This window comes from Paraburkholderia sp. Tr-20389, assembly GCF_017104565.1.
GTDB lineage: Bacteria > Pseudomonadota > Gammaproteobacteria > Burkholderiales > Burkholderiaceae > Paraburkholderia.
In genome coordinates, this window is sequence record NZ_JAAGPD010000001.1 from 811,487 (window position 1) to 828,083 (window position 16,597).

Here is a 16,597-nt window from a genome sequence, read left to right on the forward strand (position 1 = left end):
CAATGCCGCCGCCGCACCACGCGCCCGTGGCACGGCGGCAAGCGATACGCTGCTGCTAGCCGTTGGTCGGGTCGTTCTTCACGATGTTCCACTTCATCTCGACGACGCCGCCTTCCTTCGCGCCCTTCGCGTTCTGCGGCTGGTATTCGACATGGAACTGCTCGAAGTTCAAGGTCACGTTCTCGGTGAAGCGATCCTCACCACCCGAGCCGCCCGTCGAATACGAACTGATCAGGCACGCGGTCAGCGTGACCTTGTAGTATTCGAGCGGGTTGTCACCGCCGGCCTTGCGCACGGTCAGCACCACCGAATCGATGTGCGTGCCCTTGGCGCAGGCCAGCATGATCGTCGGCGTCGACTTGTCGACGTATTTGGTGAACGATATGTCCTGCACATTCACCTTGCCGGCGCCGCCGCCCGTTCCCAGGTGCATCGTGCCGCTCTGGCTCAACCCCCAGCTCCACGCAAGTACATCGATCTCATCCTTATGCGACTTGTCCTGAGACTCGCCCTTGATATCGCCCAGCTTGATGAACATATCGACGGCCATGTTCTTCTCCACTCAAATCGGTTCGCCACTGACAATGGAATTCCGTCATGCCGCCTTGGCGGACGGAAGCTTTGAGACCAACCGCAACGACACGGTCAGGCCTTCCAACTGATAATGCGGACGCAGGAAAAACTTCGAGGTGTAGTAACCCGGATTACCTTCGACTTCTTCGATCACGACTTCAGCTGCGGCAAGCGGCCTTCGCGCCTTCGACTCTTCGGTGGAATGCGCAGGGTCGCCATCGACGTATTGCAGGATCCAGTTCTGCAGCCAGCGCTGCATGTCGTCCTTTTCCTTGAAGCTGCCGATCTTGTCCCGCACGATGCACTTCAGGTAATGCGCAAAGCGGCTGCATGCAAACAGATAAGGCAGGCGTGCCGCCAGATTCGCGTTGGCGGTCGCATCCGCATCTTCGTATTCGGCTGGCTTGTGCAACGACTGCGCACCGATGAACGCGGCAAAGTCGGAGTTCTTCTTGTGCACGAGCGGCATGAAACCGTTCTTTGCCAGTTCCGCCTCGCGCCGGTCACTGATTGCGATCTCAGTCGGACACTTCATGTCGACGCCACCGTCGTCGGTCGGGAACGAATGCACCGGCAGGCCTTCGACCGCGCCGCCCGACTCGATGCCGCGAATCCGCGAGCACCAGCCATACATCTTGAACGAACGGTTGATGTTGGTCGCCATCGCATACGCAGCGTTGGCCCACGTGTATTTGCTGCTGTCGGCGCCCGCGGTGTCTTCTTCGAAATCGAACTCTTCGACGGGGTTGGTCTTCGCGCCGTACGGCGCGCGCGCGAGGAAGCGCGGCATCGCAAGACCGATATAGCGCGAGTCTTCCGATTCGCGCAGCGAACGCCAGGCGGCGTGCTCGGGTGTCTGGAAGATCTTCGTCAGGTCGCGCGGGTTCGCGAGTTCCTGCCACGAATCCATCAGCATCACGGCCGGATCGGCGGCAGCGATGAACGGCGCGTGGGCAGCCGCGGATATCTTCGCCATCTGCGTCAACAGATCGACATCGGGACCGCTGTTGTCGAAGTAGTAATCGGCGACCAGCGCGCCATAAGGTTCGCCGCCGAACTGGCCATACTCTTCTTCATAAAGCTTCTTGAAGAACGGGCTCTGATCCCAGGCGGTGCCCTTGTATTTCTTGAGCGTCTTGTGCAGCTCGCCCTTCGAAATGTTCATCACGCGAATCTTCAGCGATTCATCGGTCTCGGTGTTGTTCACCAGATAGTGCAGACCGCGCCACGCGCTCTCCACTTTCTGGAACTCTTCCGAGTGAATGATCAGGTTGATCTGCTCGCTGAGCTTCTTGTCGATCTGGGCGATCAGGCTTTCGATGGTCGCAAGCACGTCGTTCGAAATGACGGCGGTATCGCGCAGCGCCTGTTCCGCCAGCGTGCGCACTGCCGTTTCGACGGCTTCCTTTGCCTTGTCGCTTTTCGGCTTGAATTCCTTTTGCAGCAGATTCGCGAAGTCGCTCATCTCGAGCGTACCCTCTGTCTGCTGCGCCTGTCCTTCGAGGTTGGGTTCGGCCATGGTCAGACTCCACTGTTAGTCGCGCTTATTCCTGTGGCTTCGGCGCAGAAGCGAGCGATTGCAGCAAGGCGGGATCGTTCAGCACCTTTGCGATCAATTCCTCGGCACCCGTCTTGCCATCCATGTACGTCAAGAGGTTCTGCAACTGGCCGCGCGCCTCGAGCAGCTTCGACAGCGCGTCGACCTTGCGCGCGACAGCCGCGGGAGAGAAGTCGTCCATGCTCTCGAACGTCATGTCGACCGCGAGATTGCCTTCGCCCGTCAACATGTTCGGCACCTGCACCGCAACGCGCGGCTTCATCGACTTCAGGCGCTCGTCGAAGTTGTCGACGTCGATCTCCAGAAACTTGCGGTCCGCAACGGGCGCGAGCGGATCCGCAGGCTGTCCGGACAGATCGGCCATCACGCCCATCACAAAAGGCAGATGCACCTTCTTTTCCGAGCCGTAAACTTCGACGTCGTACTCGATCTGCACGCGCGGCGCGCGATTGCGTGCGATGAATTTCTGACTGCTTTCCTTGGCCACGACAGTTCCCCTGGTTGACGCCGCACCGTCGAGAGGCGGAGCAACGTATCAGTTGCAATGCTGATGAACTCCCCGACGACTATTCGCTTTCGATACCGCCAACCTGCCGGGCCTGCCCGAGACCTTCCGGCGCGAGGTCCTCCAGTATTTCGATGAAACTCTTGTCCACCAGACGTCGCGCCCGCGCGAGCAATAGCGGCACCGGACTCGACGGCTCGTTCTGTTCGTAATACGCGCAGATCTTGTCCAGCAGACGGATCACGTCCTGCCGGCTGTTGACTGCGCCACTCGGCGCCGCAGGTGATGCCGCGCCCGTGCCCGTTGCTGGATTCGCCTCGCCCTCACCGGCCGGCGCTTCATCCGCAGCTTGCTGGCCGGTGTCGCCGACCCGTTCGCCGAGAAAACCGGCCGCCTGCTGCAACAGCCGCGACAGTGGCGACAAGTCGATCGCCTGCGCTGCGCCGACGCGTTCGGTCAGCAGCGTTTCAATGCGCGTATTGCTCTGGCGCGCGGCAAGCAACGCAGCGTGCACAGCCGCCGCATCGTCGCGCACGTCGGCGATCGCCGCGTCGATCGATGCAAGCGATGGAGGCTCGATACCGTCGGGCACGGTCACGTCGCCCGTCGCATATTCGATGTCGCGCAGCCTGACAATTCCATGCGTGCGCGACGCGGCAAGCGCGGTGTCGCGCACATCAAGCAACATGCCGGACTGTTCGACCAGCACCGCGAGCGCGTTGATACGCGCAGTAGGGTCGTTGTCGTCGTCGGGGTCGAGTTGCGGATAGACGTGATCCCAATGCCGTTCGAGCAGGCCTTCGATCAGCGCCATCCCTTCGGCGAGACCGGTGAAGCCCTGGCGGTTCAGGAGCGCGCGCGCAAGATGAGCGCCGACACGCAGATCACGGCTCTTGCTGAACAGTTCTAGTGACAGGGCCTGGGCTGCTTTCCAGTCAGGCGGTGTGGCGGCGACTACGGTGTCGCCGTACTGGACTTCCGGCTTGCCATGCACGACCTGTTCGAGTTCGAGAAACATCGGGTCGTACTCGACGTCGTCCCCGCACGGACGTTCGGGCGATAGATCGGCAAGCAATACCCCGGCATCGAGCGTGACCATTTTTTGTATCGGCTTCAGTCTGAAACGAATGGTTTTAGCGTGACTGTCCCTCGCGACGAGTCACGCCACGAAAACTGCCGAATCTGGCCTTCATCAAACCGATTTACGACAACTCAAATATGGAACATTGATAGATTCGCGCGATGCCGCGACTTTTCGGAGCGGGTATTGTCACTACAGACCGATATGAGCATAGCACGCAATAATCAAAAGAAAAGGCTCGTCGCTCTGGTCATTCGATTCAAAGGATCGACTCTGAAAATCAATAGAAATCCGAGTTCATAGTCTGCATAAAAAAAGCGGGGACCGCATGCTTCCTTCATCTCGCTTACTCTTATAACGAATGGTCGTGCTTATGTCATTGTGACATTTTCCGAACCAATCAATAGTATTGGGCTGGTAAACGAATTAGCAATTTGAAATTGAAAAAAGAGTGCTAAATCACGCAGCAAGGTAAACCCTCATATAAGTTTCGTAGTCTGATGTGCGATATCTAAGGCATTGCTCTTCGTAGTGTTACGGTGATCAATCGTTCCTTCTCGTCGCACCGAATGGCAACGCACGATATTCGTATTCCCGTTTCCCCTGCCGCAATCGAACAACGCATATCGCAAACCGGTATTGAATCCGCACAGCGCGACGCTGTGCCCAGCATGCGGGGTGACATGTGACACACATCGAAAGCGTACGCACGGCCGATTGCGCCTGCGACAGTGCGCTGCCGGACCTTTGGCAAAGGCGCACATGTCTGAATCGTGACGAGATGGCTTCGATTTATCTGGTCGTACGCCGCGCATTGCAGGGATACCATCCGTTCGAATTGCAAGCGCTGGGCGAAGACAAGGAAGAACTCATTTCACAGTTCATCTATTTCAAGGTCTTCCGTATCGAAGCCGCACATCCGCAGCCAGAAACGTTTCCACTGCACAGCGCGCCGTCAAACGGTCATGCGTTGTGCGCGTACTTTCGCCGATACCTGATCGATTGTCTGCGCAACGCGGCCCATCAGCGCAACGTGTCATTCGACGATGAAAACGTGCTGGCCGAGGTCGAGCAGCAAGGGGCTGTGCAATCCGATCCGGTCGACTCCGTGCTGACGCTATATGGGCTCGACGAGCAAACCGTACGTGAGTCCGCAGCGCGCTTCATCGCGGGACTCGACGAGTGCGACTGGCTGCTGCTAGCGGGCAGCCTGGGCTGGCTGTCGAACGAAAAGGGCGGGCTGTCGCAGATCGCCAGCCGTTATCGAATCGCGTCGTATCACTATCGCGCCCGCAAGCTCGGCGTGACGCTGAAAAAAGGCTCGCTGCCAGCCGATTTCGCTGCAACGAGCATTGGTGAGTGGATCAAACATACGCTCTGCATCGACATCGAGGCAGAGAATCGTGTCGCGATTCTCATCGTGCTGGGCATCCTCGCCGAACAATCGCGAGCTCCGTCGGCTGACCCCGATTCGGCGAGAGGCTTACTGTGCGACTTGCCACAGCAAGCCTGAGCGATCGCGGCGGCCGGCAGCGCAACGAGGACGCGGTAGGCGACTGGTCGAGCGACCGTCTTTACTATTTCGTGGTCGCCGACGGTGCAGGCGGACATGGCGGCGGCGATGTGGCATCGGCGATCGTCGTCGACAGCGTGCTCGCGGATCTGCGCTACCTGACCGTCGCCGAGTTGCCCCCGACAGGCCAGCGGCTCGTCAGTGCCATCCGCCACGCCAACGCGAACATTCTGGAAGAACAGGCACGCGGCGACGCCGCACTGAAGGACATGCGTTCGACCGTCGTGCTGCTCGCGATCGACTGCGAACTGCGCACAGCGGCATGGGCTCATTGCGGCGATTCGCGACTCTACTGTTTTCGTGGCGGACAGATCAACGTGCAAACGCGCGACCATAGTCTCGTCCAGGACATGGTCGACGCGCATCTGATCGAACCCGGCGAGGCGCGCCGGCATCCGCGCCGCAACGTGCTGCTTACCGCGCTCGGCACGCCTGGCGAACTCGCCATCGACGGCCTGGACGGCACGTTCAGCCTGCTCGATCGCGACGCCTTTCTGCTGTGCAGCGATGGACTGTGGGAGTACGTCGACGAGATGTGCATGCGCGAAGCGCTTGACGAAGCCGCAACGCCCGACGCCTGGCTTCATGCACTCGCGGCGCGCGTGCGCGTCACCGCGCCCGCCCGCCACGACAACTTCAGCGCACTGGCCGTGTGGATCGTCGATCCCGAAGACACTCAGTCCACGGTACTGAAGAACAGGTAATACGTGTCGAACCGAGGGAATCGATGACTATCAAGCTGGATGTACCGCTTCTGGCGCAAGAAAAGCCTAACTGCTGCTGGCACACGGCGGCGATGATGATATGGCTGTACCACCAGCATCAGACTCATCGCCAGGGTCCGATGAATACTGTTCCCGAGGCTTACGCGCGTGCGGACACGCAACCGCTCTATTGGGCCGAATTCATCACGCTCGCCAGGAACGTCGGCATGACCGGCCTGCCGATGGCAAACAACTACTCCGTGGAAGCGCTGACGCAGATGCTGACGCAGTCCGGCCCGCTCTGGTGCTGCGGCTATTGGTACGGGCCTTGTCACGTCATCGTGCTCACGGGGGTCGAGCCCGGCACTGTGTTTCTCAACGATCCCGATCAGGGTGTCAAGAAGACGAACACGATCAGCTGGTTCAATCAAAACCTCCAGAGCAATGCCTATTGCTCGATCATGGCGAAAGACCCGTCGAGATACTAGGCGTGCGTGCAACATGAACGACACCGAAGCGCAGCTCGACTCCGCCCTCGTCCATCATCGGGCGGGCCGGCTCGCACAGGCGAAGGCGCTCTACGAACAGATCCTCCGGACGCAGCCGGGACAGCCAGACGCGCTGCACCGGCTGGGACTGCTCGCCTGTCAGACAGGGCAACACGAGGCAGGCATCGCGCTGATGGAGCGATCGCTTGCAGCACGTCCGGACGCTGTGTGCTGCAATGATCTGGGCATCGTCCTGAGTGAACGTGGCCAGGTTGCGCAGGCAATCGAGCGTTACCGGCGCGCAATCGCGCTTCGACCGGACTATCCGGAAGCTCACAACAATCTCGGCAACGCGCTGAAGGACACGGGCGAACTCGAAGCAGCGGCTGCCAGCTACCGCAAGGCAATCGGGTTGCGCCCCGACTTCCCCCAGGCCTACGTCAATCTGTCCGCCGTACAGCGTCGTCAGAAAGCCTATCTGCTTGCGATCGGCACAGCCCAACGGGCGGTCCAGCTTGCACCGGGACTGGCCGAAGCGCACAACAACCTCGGCAATGCCTATCATGGACTCGATGACCTCGCTGCGGCAGCCGCGAGCTATCGGCGCGCGCTCGAACTCGATCCAGTTGATTCCAATACACATCACAACCTGTCGCTGGTTCTTCTCAAGCAGGGACGTTACGGCGAAGCACAGTTGCATTGCCGCCGCGCGATGGCGGCGTGCACGTCCAATGCATCGATGCATGTGTGCCTCGGCGATATCCTGCGCGCACAGGGCGACATGGACGGTGCCATCGACGCCTATCGCGCGGCCCACCAGCTCGATCCAGGCGGCGCAACGCTGGCGCTTCCCCGATTGCTGTTTTGCGCAGCCGGGTCAGCACGCGTGACACCGCAGCAGTTTCTGGACGATGCGCGTCGCTATGGCCGTCTCATGGCCAGCCGGGCCCGGCCATTCGTGCATGACAGGCAGAAGCGCGCCGCTCGCGCTGCGGGCCGTCCGCTGCGAGTGGGTTTCGTGTCGCCCGATCTGCGACAGCATCCAGTGGGTATCTTCCTGGAAAGTGTTCTCGCACATATCGATCGCACTCGTATCGAACCGATTGCCTATGCAACGCATCCGGCGGAAGACGACGTGACTGCACGGCTGAAGGCGCACTTCAGTGCGTGGCACAGCCTGGTCGGGTTGGATACCGAGTCTGCGGCACGGCGCATTCTCGGCGACGGCATCGACGTGTTGATCGATCTCGCGGGTCACACCGCGTGGTCCGCCCTGCCCGTGTTCTGCTGGAAGCCGGCACCCGTGCAGTCAACCTGGATCGGCTTCTTCGCGACGACGGGATGCGAGGCGATCGATTACATCATCGGCGACCGCTACGTGCTGCCGGCAAGCGAAGAGCACCACTTCGTCGAAAAGCCGTGGCGTCTGCCGGACTGCTATGTGTGCTTCACCCCGCCGCCGTATGACGTCGAGGTCGCATCGCTGCCGATGCTGTCGGCGGGCACGGTGACCTTCGGCTACTTCGGGAAACTGACGAAGGTGACGGACGACGTGATCGCGCTCTGGTCGCAACTGCTTTGCTCCGTTGAGCGCTCCCGCCTGTTTTTGAAAGCACCGGCGCTCGATGCACGCGATCTTCAGCAAGCGATGGCCCACAGGTTTGCCATTCATGGCATCGCACCCGAACGACTGACGCTGGAAGGCGCGTCACCTCGAGATCAATACTTTGCCGCATACAATCGCGTCGATATCGCGTTGAGCCCTTTTCCGTATTCCGCCGGCACAACGACAGCCGAGGCGCTGTGGATGGGCGTCCCCGTGCTCTGCCTCGCGGGCGACCGGTTCGTCGCGCACATCTGCGAAAGCATGCTGCACACAGCAGGACTCGGCGACTGGATTGCCGCGAGCCGGCAAGCGTATGTGGAGAAGGCCGTCGCTTTCACGAACGACCGCGCGCGGCTCGCGCACCTGCGCAAGACGTTGCGCGCACGTGTGCTCGCGTCCTCGCTGGGCGATGCGCCGCGTTTTGCGCGCACGCTGGAAGCAGCGTTCCGCGCGATGTGGGACCGATATCTCGCCGCTGACGATTCCGCACAGATGTGACTGTGAAGCAGAACGGACCACGCCAGATCTAGAAATCGCCGCACCCGTGCTGACTGTTCAGCAACATGCAACTGTTCAGATTCGGCTGCGAGCGCACGCGCTTCCACTCCACTGCCAGCAGGTCCTGCGTATCGCCCGGCGGTGTCGTGCTGAACAGCGGCTGGTTCGATCCGATGCAGATGTTCGTGCCTTGCAGGTTGTTCTCATAGACGAACGTTTGCTCCTGGTTGCTGAAGAACGCCTGCAAGCCCGCTTGTGAGACCGGATTGGGCAAAGGAATCACCGTCAGGACGCCGGGCACTTCGTTCACGATGTAGCCAACGCTCGACGCGAAGTTCGGATTGATCGCGTACTGGCCGGGCAGCGAACTCGCATTGGCTGAGGTCGTCAACGATCCCGTCAGCGCGCCGCCCGCTGTATCGCCGTTGATGAGTCCGCTGACGGTAAAGGTGAACACCGGGTTCGGCGCACCGGCGATTCGGGTCGCGCCATCGGCGCTCACCGTCAGCGTCGGGCGCGCAATGTACACGAAGTGATCGCCCGTCGCGGGCACACTGCCGCCCCAGCTGCAACCCGCACCGAATGTGCATCCGTAGAAATTGGGCTGTGCGGTACCCGGCTGCACGTTGGCGCGCGTTTCGCCCGACCACGTGCTGGTCCAGATCCGCCAGCCGTTGGCCGCGCTCAGTGCACCCGAAGTGCCGGCATTGAAGAGTCCGCTCTCCGCGACGAGGTCGACCGTGCCGCCCGCAGTCAGACTGCTGTTGAGCGTCATATTGCCCGTCGTGGCCTGCGCAACGAGATTGCCTGTCAGCGTCGATTGGGTGCCGTCCAGCGTGGTCGGCTGACTGGCGCCGGAATCGTACGCCTGCCCCGTCACCGGCCCGATCACAATGCCGTGCGAGTTCGTGAAGTTCACATTGCCCGCATTGACCATCGCCAGCACGCCCACGTCGTTTTGCGGATCGGTCAGTGTGAAATTGCCCGGACCGGCGAGCAGCAGATTCGCAGCCTGAATGCCGCCGGGATCGGTGACTGCGCCCGCTGACGACAAGCTCAGCGTGTAGCCAGGCATCGACATGCCGTAGTTCATCGCAATGCCTTCGCTCCCGGCAGCAGGATTGGCAAGCGTCAGGTTTGTCGTGAATACAGGCTTCTGGGTGCAAGAGACCGCGTCGCATCCGGCGCCGCCTACCGTAATCCGCCCGGTTTGGGTCGTACTGCCGAGCACGATGTTCTGAAAGCCGTTGAACTGCCCATAGAACGTCCCCTCATCGATGCTGAGACCCGGCACCGTCACGAACAGGCCAATCGGCAGCGCATCGCCGCTGGTGAAATGGAACGTCTGCGAATCAACGCCGCCGGGAAGAATCGACAACGTGCCGTGATCCGAAGAAATCTGGCCGGTCGCACCCACGCCCTGGATCAAGAGGCTCGTGGTTGTGTTGTCGTTCATCGCACGCAGCGTGACGCTGCCGCCCGTTCCAGCCAGAATCTTCGTGCAGCCGCTGCAGTCTTCGGTAATTTGCACGCCTGGCAACGACTGGTTCGTCGAACCGGCTATCGAAACAGCCGTCCCCGCGCCTGTGGCTTCGATCGTCGAATTCGAGATGTTGACGCCCACGCCGTTCGTGTTTTGCGATACCGCTCCCGAACCGATGTACGTGCCGCGAATATCGATCGAACCGCTTTGGGTGCTGATGGTCGAGTCGAGAATGTCGACACCTTCGTTCGAGAAGGTTTCGCAGAAATTCGCCGGTCCCACGGATACACCGTAGAGAGAAATCGAACCGGACGTGGTGGTGAGCGTCGCATTTTCCATCTCGATGCCAGGGGAGCCCGATCCACTCGCCGGCGGCGCCGCACCCCGATTGGCCTCGATGTCGATCGACCCGTTCCCGGTCGTGATCGACGACTGATATCCGATGCTCACGGCGGATGAAAAGCCACCCAGCAGCCCCATGCCGTGGATCGTGACGGAGCCGTTATCGACGCCCCCCGGCTGCGTGACTGTCGTATCGATGGAGCCCTGAAGCGAGACGGATGCGCCGTCAACGGACTTGCCGTCCGTGCCCGCGCCGATCGTCACACTGCCGCCGTTGGTAGCGAGATGCGATCCGATGTTGATCACGTGGGTGCCGGCCGCCGCGTTGGACTGGTTAGCCGTGAACACGAGGTTGAGCGATCCCGCCGTCGACGTAATGCTTTGTCCGAAGTCGAAGATCGAACCTGCGGCGCTCAGTGTCAGCGTTGGGACATCGGTCGAGGCCACGCTCTTTGTGATCGGTGTCTCGATGGTGATGTTGCCCGCCTGTGTTCCGCCTGTTCCTGTCGAGATCGTCACCGATGTGCCGCTATTGAGCGGGCCCTCGATATCGGACTCGAACACGTTCGTGTCCGGACTCGTCGCCGTGAAGGTGACGGTCGAAGTCGAAGGCGTCGCGGCCGTCTGGGCGAGCTCGGTCGGATCGGCGACGATATGGACATCGAACGGATCGAGCAGCCACGTTCCCCCTTTTCCGTGCGCAGCGGACGCATCGATCTTCACACCCGCCGTATCCAGGTAGTGCCCCGACGTTTCGATCAGCCCGCCGTTGCCGCCCTGTGCCCCCCCTCTCGCCGTCAGCGTGCCGTACAGACGGCTCGCAGTCGTGCTGAATGCGACCACATGTCCGCCGTTTCCGTTGGTCAGCGCGTCCGCATGTATGCTCGCGGACGGGGACATCCACACGGCGTTCGCATTGCGGATATCGGTATCGCCGCCTGCCGCGCCGCCGCCGAATCGCACAGCGCCGCCGCCCGCCGAGCCGTTCGCGTCGATTCGCGCACCGTCCGCGAGCGCGACGTCATAACCCGTCACGTCGACCCGACCGCCCGACAGGCCCGCGCCGCCCGTCGCATCGAGCGTGCCGGCGACCATCGTGACACCGTTCGAGCCGCCGTCGAGCACGATATGTCCATTGCGCTCTGCAAGGCTCTGCGCGCGCACGATGCCCTGCTGGTTGATCACCACACTCGCCAGCGCATCGGCCGTCTGCGCGCTCATGATCACCATTCCGCCATCGGCGACCAACGTGCCCGTATTGCCGATCAATGCATGCGCGGCACCTTCGTTGATTTTCAGCGTGGTCAGTCCGTCGCCGGCAAAGTCCACCGTGATGTCGTTGCCGGCGCCCATCGCCACCGTGCCTAGCCGCGCGCTCACCGTGCCGGAATTGCTCACGCTGCCGCCGAGCAGCGCAATCGTGCCGCCTGAGCCGGCGACCAGCGTGCCGGCATTGCTGACGGGCGCAACGGAGTTGCCGACGAAGTGGAAATTGCCGGCAAGAAAATCCGCGTTCGAGATATTGAGCGTCGATGCCACGAGCGAGCCGACATTCACCGATGAGCCCTGCGCAAAGATCACGCCCGCAGGGTTGATGATGAATACCTTGCCGTTGGCCCGCAGTTTTCCCGCGATCGTGCTCGGATCATTGCCGACCACCCGGTTGAGCAATGCCGCCGATGCCGAGGGCTGGGCGATCGTCACCCCTTCGTTCGCGCCGATCGAGAACGTGTTCCAGTTGACGATGGCCTTCGGTGTGCTTTGCGTGATGGTCATCTGCCCCGGGCTGGGTGCATCGACGGCCACCGAGCCCGACACCACGCTTGCACCCGCTGGATTCGCGAGCGCCGCCGGCACGCACGACGCCGCGAACAGCGCCGCCACCGCGCTAGCGATAGTCCCCGCGCGCCGTGGACGTTGATGCACTGGCTTCTTCATCGCACACCTCAGTGCCGGGCTTTGCCCGGCGCGAACCCGATCCGAACGATTCCGTCTGCACGTCGCGGGCGATTCCCGACGATGCGGCGCGCAAACCGGACATCGCTTCCCTCCCCGACGCTTCAGAATCTCTTCATCAAAACGTTTTCGTCAGCTGCACGTAGAGGCGCGGCACCTTGTCGTCGCCGGAGGTATCGGAGCCGGTCGTGCGCCACGCCACGGTGCCCTGCAGCGAGATGCCGCCGGGCGCGACCCAGTACGCACCCAGGCCGATGCCGCTGCGCGTGATCATGTTGGGCCCCTGGTTCGGGCGCGAATTCGCGTTGTACCAACCGGTGCCGAAATCGAAGAAGCCAAACACCGCCGCCTTCGCATTGATCGCGTAGCGCGCTTCGACCGTCGCGACGAAACCTTCGTCGACGAGCCCTTCGGACGGCGAATAGGCTCGCACCGCATGCGGCCCGCCCAGCAGGAAACGCGACGAGTTGTCGAGTGTCGTGGCGGCCCACTGCCCCGATATACCGGCGAACATGCTGAAGCGTTCCGTCACTGCGTTCAGGCGGTTTGCGAAGAACGTCGCGCGCATTTCAGTGCCATGCGTGTTGCGCCCGAACGGGGACGTATCCAGTTCCTCGGCGGCCGCATTCCTGAAATGCAGGCTGCCGATCAGCAGCTCCACGTCGGCGCTGTTGAAGCCGCCGCCCAGCAACGCGTCCCGGCTCTCATAGCTGAGACCGACGCTACCCTCGATCAGCGAACGCGGATTGTGCGAGTCCACTACGCCGATGTTGTCGATCAGGTCGCGATACTCGAGGTTCGCTCGGGCCAGCAGGTTCTGGTTGCGGGTACGCAGCAGCGGCTGGGTCACCGTCAGATCGGCGACGGTCGCTTCGCCTTGCGCATCGAGCGACGCGAACTCCTTCCCGAGCGCATAGTTGAGCCGCGACAACGCGACACCCACGCGTGTGCCGTACGCGTTGACGGGCGCCTCGTAGCCGATCCGGCCGTACACGGTATCGAGCCGCTGGCTGGCGAGCACCCGCAGGTCGAGGTTGTCGCCGATCATGAACGGCGAGTTGAGCCGCGCCAGCGCGCCCACACGCCATGTGCCGCTCGAATCCGCGCCGTAGTTGTCGACATCGACCGCGAAGGTCCAGCGTTTGGCCGGCGCGACGCTGATCGCCAGATCGACGGTGCCTGGCTCGTCGCCTGTTTCGATCGCCGAAGTGACGACGATGCCCGGCAGGTCCGACAGCAGCAGCATCGTGCGTTCGAGATCGTGCTGTTGCAGCGGCTGGCCCACGGGAATCTGCGCGACGCGCGCACGCACCAGGTCTTCGCGGATCGGCGTGCCCGCCGCGATATCGAGCCGCACATGTCCGACGCGCCCTTCGAGCACGGTGAACTGGACCGTGCCCGCGCTCACGTCCTGCGCCGGGATCACCACCTGGGCGAGCAGATAGCCGCGCGCACGATAGACCTGGGTCACCTTGGCGGCAATCGCTTCGAGATCGGCAAATCCGATCTGCCTGCCGATCTGCTCGCGCACGGGCGCGAGCAGTTGATCGGCAGGAATCGTGTCGTTGCCACGGAACGTGATGTCCTTGAGCACGAACGTCGGCCCAGGCACAGCGATGGGCGGCGCGGCCCCTTGCGGCACGGCGGGCAGCGCCTGGCCGCCACCCGGCGGCGCCGGGCGCGTGTCGCGCGGCGCGGTTTGCTGGAGAATGCTGCCGGCATTCGGCAGCGTCTGGCCCCACGCGATCGTGCCGCTACAGGCCATCGCCGCCGCCATCAGTCGGAGTCTGTTCATCGTTCTTCTTAGCGCGCAATGCTCAGGCGCCAGCCTCCCATCAGGTCGAATGGTGCCCAGAAGAACGGGTGTGCAAAGCGGGGGTTCTGCATCACCGCAAGTTGTGCGGTGCGCATCGCATCGATTGCCTGATGCCCGTCAACCAGTTGCGCGTAGAACGTGCGCATCGTCAGCGCACTCGATTCGTCGGCCACGGGCCACATCGACACGATCAGGCTCGTCGCGCCCGCATAGAAGAACGCACGCGTGAAGCCGAGAATCTCGTCACCGCGCGCAATGCGGCCGAGCCCCGTCTCGCACGCCGACAGCGTGACGAGCGAAACGTTGTTCAGTTTCAGGTTGTAGATGTCTTTCGCGAGCAGCGAGTCGGGACCGTCGGCCGGCTGCGTGACGGGCGCGAGCAGGATGCGCGAATGCAGCGGGTCGATCGTGTCGGCTTCCGCATGGGTGGCGACGTGAAGGACGCGGCCGGCAGGCGCATTGTCACGGAAGCTCACGCGCGTCGCACTGGATTGCAGAAAGACTTCCTGACGGGCGAACAGCGGCGCGATGCCGCGGACTTCCGCCTCGGCGCCGGGCAGCGCATAGGCGGGCGCAATCGTCGGATTGCCGAACGCGACCAGATTGCTCGCCACCTGCCGCTCACGCGTTTCGAGCTGCACCGCGACGCTCGCCGACGGCTCCAGCGCGACGGGATGACGCTGGATCAGAAAGCCATCCGGCCCGTGCAACGCCTGGAACGGCAGATAGTGCAGCGCGCCGTGCGGAACGATGATCAGCCGCTCGTCGGGACGCAACCCGAGTGGCGCGATCAGCAGCGCGAACAGCTTGCCGCCATAGGTGATGGCGGTCGGTCGGCGGCGCACGATCGCGTTGCGGAAGTCGGTGACGGCCGTGTCCATATCGGCGCGCGCGATCGGCAGCCGGTAACCCTTGAGCCCTTCGTTGCGGATCACCCACACGATGATCGACTTCTCGAGGCTGTGATATTCGACGAGCGCCTCGTTCGGCTTCAGTGCGTTGCGTACGACATCGAGGCCGGGCACATCGCCGTTCAGTTGCCGGTCGTCCACGCCCGCGTCGACGCGGTTGCGCACGACGTCGAGCAGCGCGCGCGCACGACTGCGTTCGGACAGGTTCCACGCCGATGCATAGTCGCCCACTTCGACCGTCAGCGCGATCGCCATTTCGAACACGGACTGCGTGTCGCCGAAGAGTCCCGTCTTGAACTCTTCGCTACGAAAGCGCGCGCGGATCTTTTCCGAATCGTCCACAGCCTGCAGATAGGCTTCTCGCGCCCGCGCCCTCTCGCCGAGTGCGAGGTCGGCACGGCCGATCCCTTCGTGCGCCCACAGGCGGTCGTAGTTCGCATCGCTTCCGCCGCTTTCCGACAGCAGTGTGGTGAACGAGAGCAGCGCATCCTCGGGCTTGCCCTCGGCCAGCAGCAGATTGCCTTCGATACGCCGGTACTCCGGCGCGAGGTCAGCGCTCGGTGCGGGGCTGGCGGCGTCGAAGGTCTTGCGCGCGCCGACGGTGTCGCCTGCGGCGATCTGCGCATTCGTGATCGAGAGCAGCACCAGCGGGCGGTAACGCGGCGATGCCGTTTCGAGTGCACGCTTGTAGGCGTCCAGCGCATCCTGCGGATGGCCGCGGCGCAGAGCGACGTCGCCAAGCACCTTGTTGGCGGGGGCAAACACCTGTTCGGGCGCTTTGGGGGTGGAGGCGAGTGCTTCCGTGGCGTAGCGTTCGGCGTCGGCGAGATCGCCGGCGTAGCTGTACGCGATCGCGAGGTCGCGTTTCGACAGGGCAGCCAGGTCGGCGTTGTCGGTGCGCTGCGCCATCACCAGTGCGCGAGCGGCCGCCTGGACGCTGTCGCGGAAGTCGCCGCGCTCAGCCGCCGATACCGCCATGCTGCAATAGTCGTATGCAGGCAGCGTGACGCGATCGCGTGAAAGCAGCAGGCGCCCTTCGGAGGTCAATGACTGTAGCGTTTCGGCATCGCGTTCGCGCTCGGCTGCCTGCCGAAAACCCGCCGATTCGGGCGCGAGGCCCGGCACGGCGCTAGCGGACGCAGCGGCTGCTGGAGCGGCGGCGAGCGCACTGCCGCATACGCCGAAGCTCGCGCAGAGAATGAGCGCGGCGGCTATGCCCGCCATGCGCACGCCGATACTCGAAGCCGGACGCAACCCCGCACGCAACCCGGCACGCCATTCGACAGACATGCCGATGCGCGACGCGTGCAGGCATGCAGCGCCACTCTGCACTTCACGCTCCGCGGTGCGCGCCATGCTGGACATCGCGATTCTCGTGAGTTCGTTCACATCGTCTTCCTGCTGGACGGTCCATGGACGCGACCGGAGAGCCGTTGTGACTGCGAGAGTGTGCGGCAAGAGCGAGCACCGCGAGAAATCCCCACCTCTTTCTAACGAAACGAT

The 16,597-nt window shown here is 62.7% G+C and carries 11 protein-coding genes; 4 read left to right on the top strand and 7 right to left on the bottom strand.

Annotated features, from left to right (window positions below):
* Positions 1 to 55 precede the first annotated feature (55 nt).
* From G3N95_RS03650 to tssA, 4 genes are all read right to left on the bottom strand, one after another.
* Positions 56 to 550 carry a type VI secretion system tube protein Hcp gene (locus G3N95_RS03650; RefSeq protein WP_205968570.1) on the bottom strand — a complete coding sequence of 165 codons (495 nt, stop codon included), beginning with the start codon at positions 548 to 550 and terminating at the stop codon, positions 56 to 58.
* A gap of 45 nt (positions 551 to 595) precedes the next feature.
* Complete coding sequence (gene tssC / locus G3N95_RS03655) at positions 596 to 2,092, bottom strand: type VI secretion system contractile sheath large subunit (RefSeq protein ID WP_205968571.1); 1,497 nt, start codon at positions 2,090 to 2,092, stop codon at positions 596 to 598.
* A gap of 25 nt (positions 2,093 to 2,117) precedes the next feature.
* Positions 2,118 to 2,618, bottom strand: coding sequence for a type VI secretion system contractile sheath small subunit (gene tssB, locus G3N95_RS03660; protein WP_028369702.1), 501 nt, complete (start codon positions 2,616 to 2,618; stop codon positions 2,118 to 2,120).
* A 79-nt stretch (positions 2,619 to 2,697) separates the two neighbouring features.
* Positions 2,698 to 3,735 carry a type VI secretion system protein TssA gene (gene tssA / locus G3N95_RS03665; RefSeq protein ID WP_205968572.1) on the bottom strand — a complete coding sequence of 346 codons (1,038 nt, stop codon included), beginning with the start codon at positions 3,733 to 3,735 and terminating at the stop codon, positions 2,698 to 2,700.
* Positions 3,736 to 4,498: 763 nt separating this feature from the next.
* Between tssA and G3N95_RS03670 the strand changes: the two genes are divergently transcribed.
* From G3N95_RS03670 to G3N95_RS03685, 4 genes are read left to right on the top strand one after another with little or no spacing between them, the layout of a single operon-like run.
* On the top strand, positions 4,499 to 5,230 hold the full coding sequence (locus G3N95_RS03670) for a hypothetical protein (RefSeq protein ID WP_241018185.1): 732 nt from the start codon (positions 4,499 to 4,501) through the stop codon (positions 5,228 to 5,230).
* Positions 5,206 to 5,994 carry a protein phosphatase 2C domain-containing protein gene (locus G3N95_RS03675; protein WP_205968574.1) on the top strand — a complete coding sequence of 263 codons (789 nt, stop codon included), beginning with the start codon at positions 5,206 to 5,208 and terminating at the stop codon, positions 5,992 to 5,994. Before G3N95_RS03670 ends, G3N95_RS03675 begins: the two co-directional genes overlap by 25 nt.
* Positions 5,995 to 6,017: 23 nt before the next feature.
* Positions 6,018 to 6,482: a papain-like cysteine protease family protein gene (locus G3N95_RS03680; RefSeq protein ID WP_205968575.1), complete on the top strand. Its 465-nt coding sequence runs from the start codon at positions 6,018 to 6,020 to the stop codon at positions 6,480 to 6,482.
* 13 nt (positions 6,483 to 6,495) lie between these two features.
* The gene (locus tag G3N95_RS03685; RefSeq protein ID WP_205968576.1) at positions 6,496 to 8,586 is read left to right on the top strand and encodes a tetratricopeptide repeat protein; all 2,091 of its coding nucleotides are present in this window, start codon (positions 6,496 to 6,498) and stop codon (positions 8,584 to 8,586) included.
* 28 nt (positions 8,587 to 8,614) lie between these two features.
* Here the strand turns inward: G3N95_RS03685 and G3N95_RS03690 are convergent, their stop codons facing one another.
* From G3N95_RS03690 to G3N95_RS03700, 3 genes are all read right to left on the bottom strand, one after another.
* The gene (locus G3N95_RS03690) at positions 8,615 to 12,349 is read right to left on the bottom strand and encodes a filamentous hemagglutinin N-terminal domain-containing protein (protein WP_205968577.1); all 3,735 of its coding nucleotides are present in this window, start codon (positions 12,347 to 12,349) and stop codon (positions 8,615 to 8,617) included.
* A gap of 136 nt (positions 12,350 to 12,485) precedes the next feature.
* Complete coding sequence (locus G3N95_RS03695) at positions 12,486 to 14,162, bottom strand: ShlB/FhaC/HecB family hemolysin secretion/activation protein (protein ID WP_205968578.1); 1,677 nt, start codon at positions 14,160 to 14,162, stop codon at positions 12,486 to 12,488.
* A gap of 8 nt (positions 14,163 to 14,170) precedes the next feature.
* The gene (locus G3N95_RS03700; protein ID WP_346778349.1) at positions 14,171 to 16,483 is read right to left on the bottom strand and encodes a CHAT domain-containing protein; all 2,313 of its coding nucleotides are present in this window, start codon (positions 16,481 to 16,483) and stop codon (positions 14,171 to 14,173) included.
* Positions 16,484 to 16,597: the final 114 nt, after the last annotated feature.

Excerpts from the sequence above, each read along its gene's own strand:
- tssC (WP_205968571.1), bottom strand. The coding sequence starts at position 2,092 with ATGGCCGAACCCAACCTCGAAGGACAGGCGCAGCAGACAGAGGGTACG.
- G3N95_RS03685 (WP_205968576.1), top strand. The coding sequence starts at position 6,496 with ATGAACGACACCGAAGCGCAGCTCGACTCCGCCCTCGTCCATCATCGG.
- G3N95_RS03670 (WP_241018185.1), top strand. The coding sequence starts at position 4,499 with ATGGCTTCGATTTATCTGGTCGTACGCCGCGCATTGCAGGGATACCAT.
- G3N95_RS03690 (WP_205968577.1), bottom strand. The coding sequence starts at position 12,349 with ATGAAGAAGCCAGTGCATCAACGTCCACGGCGCGCGGGGACTATCGCT.
- G3N95_RS03680 (WP_205968575.1), top strand. The coding sequence starts at position 6,018 with ATGACTATCAAGCTGGATGTACCGCTTCTGGCGCAAGAAAAGCCTAAC.
- G3N95_RS03695 (WP_205968578.1), bottom strand. The coding sequence starts at position 14,162 with ATGAACAGACTCCGACTGATGGCGGCGGCGATGGCCTGTAGCGGCACG.
- tssA (WP_205968572.1), bottom strand. The coding sequence starts at position 3,735 with ATGGTCACGCTCGATGCCGGGGTATTGCTTGCCGATCTATCGCCCGAA.
- G3N95_RS03650 (WP_205968570.1), bottom strand. The coding sequence starts at position 550 with ATGGCCGTCGATATGTTCATCAAGCTGGGCGATATCAAGGGCGAGTCT.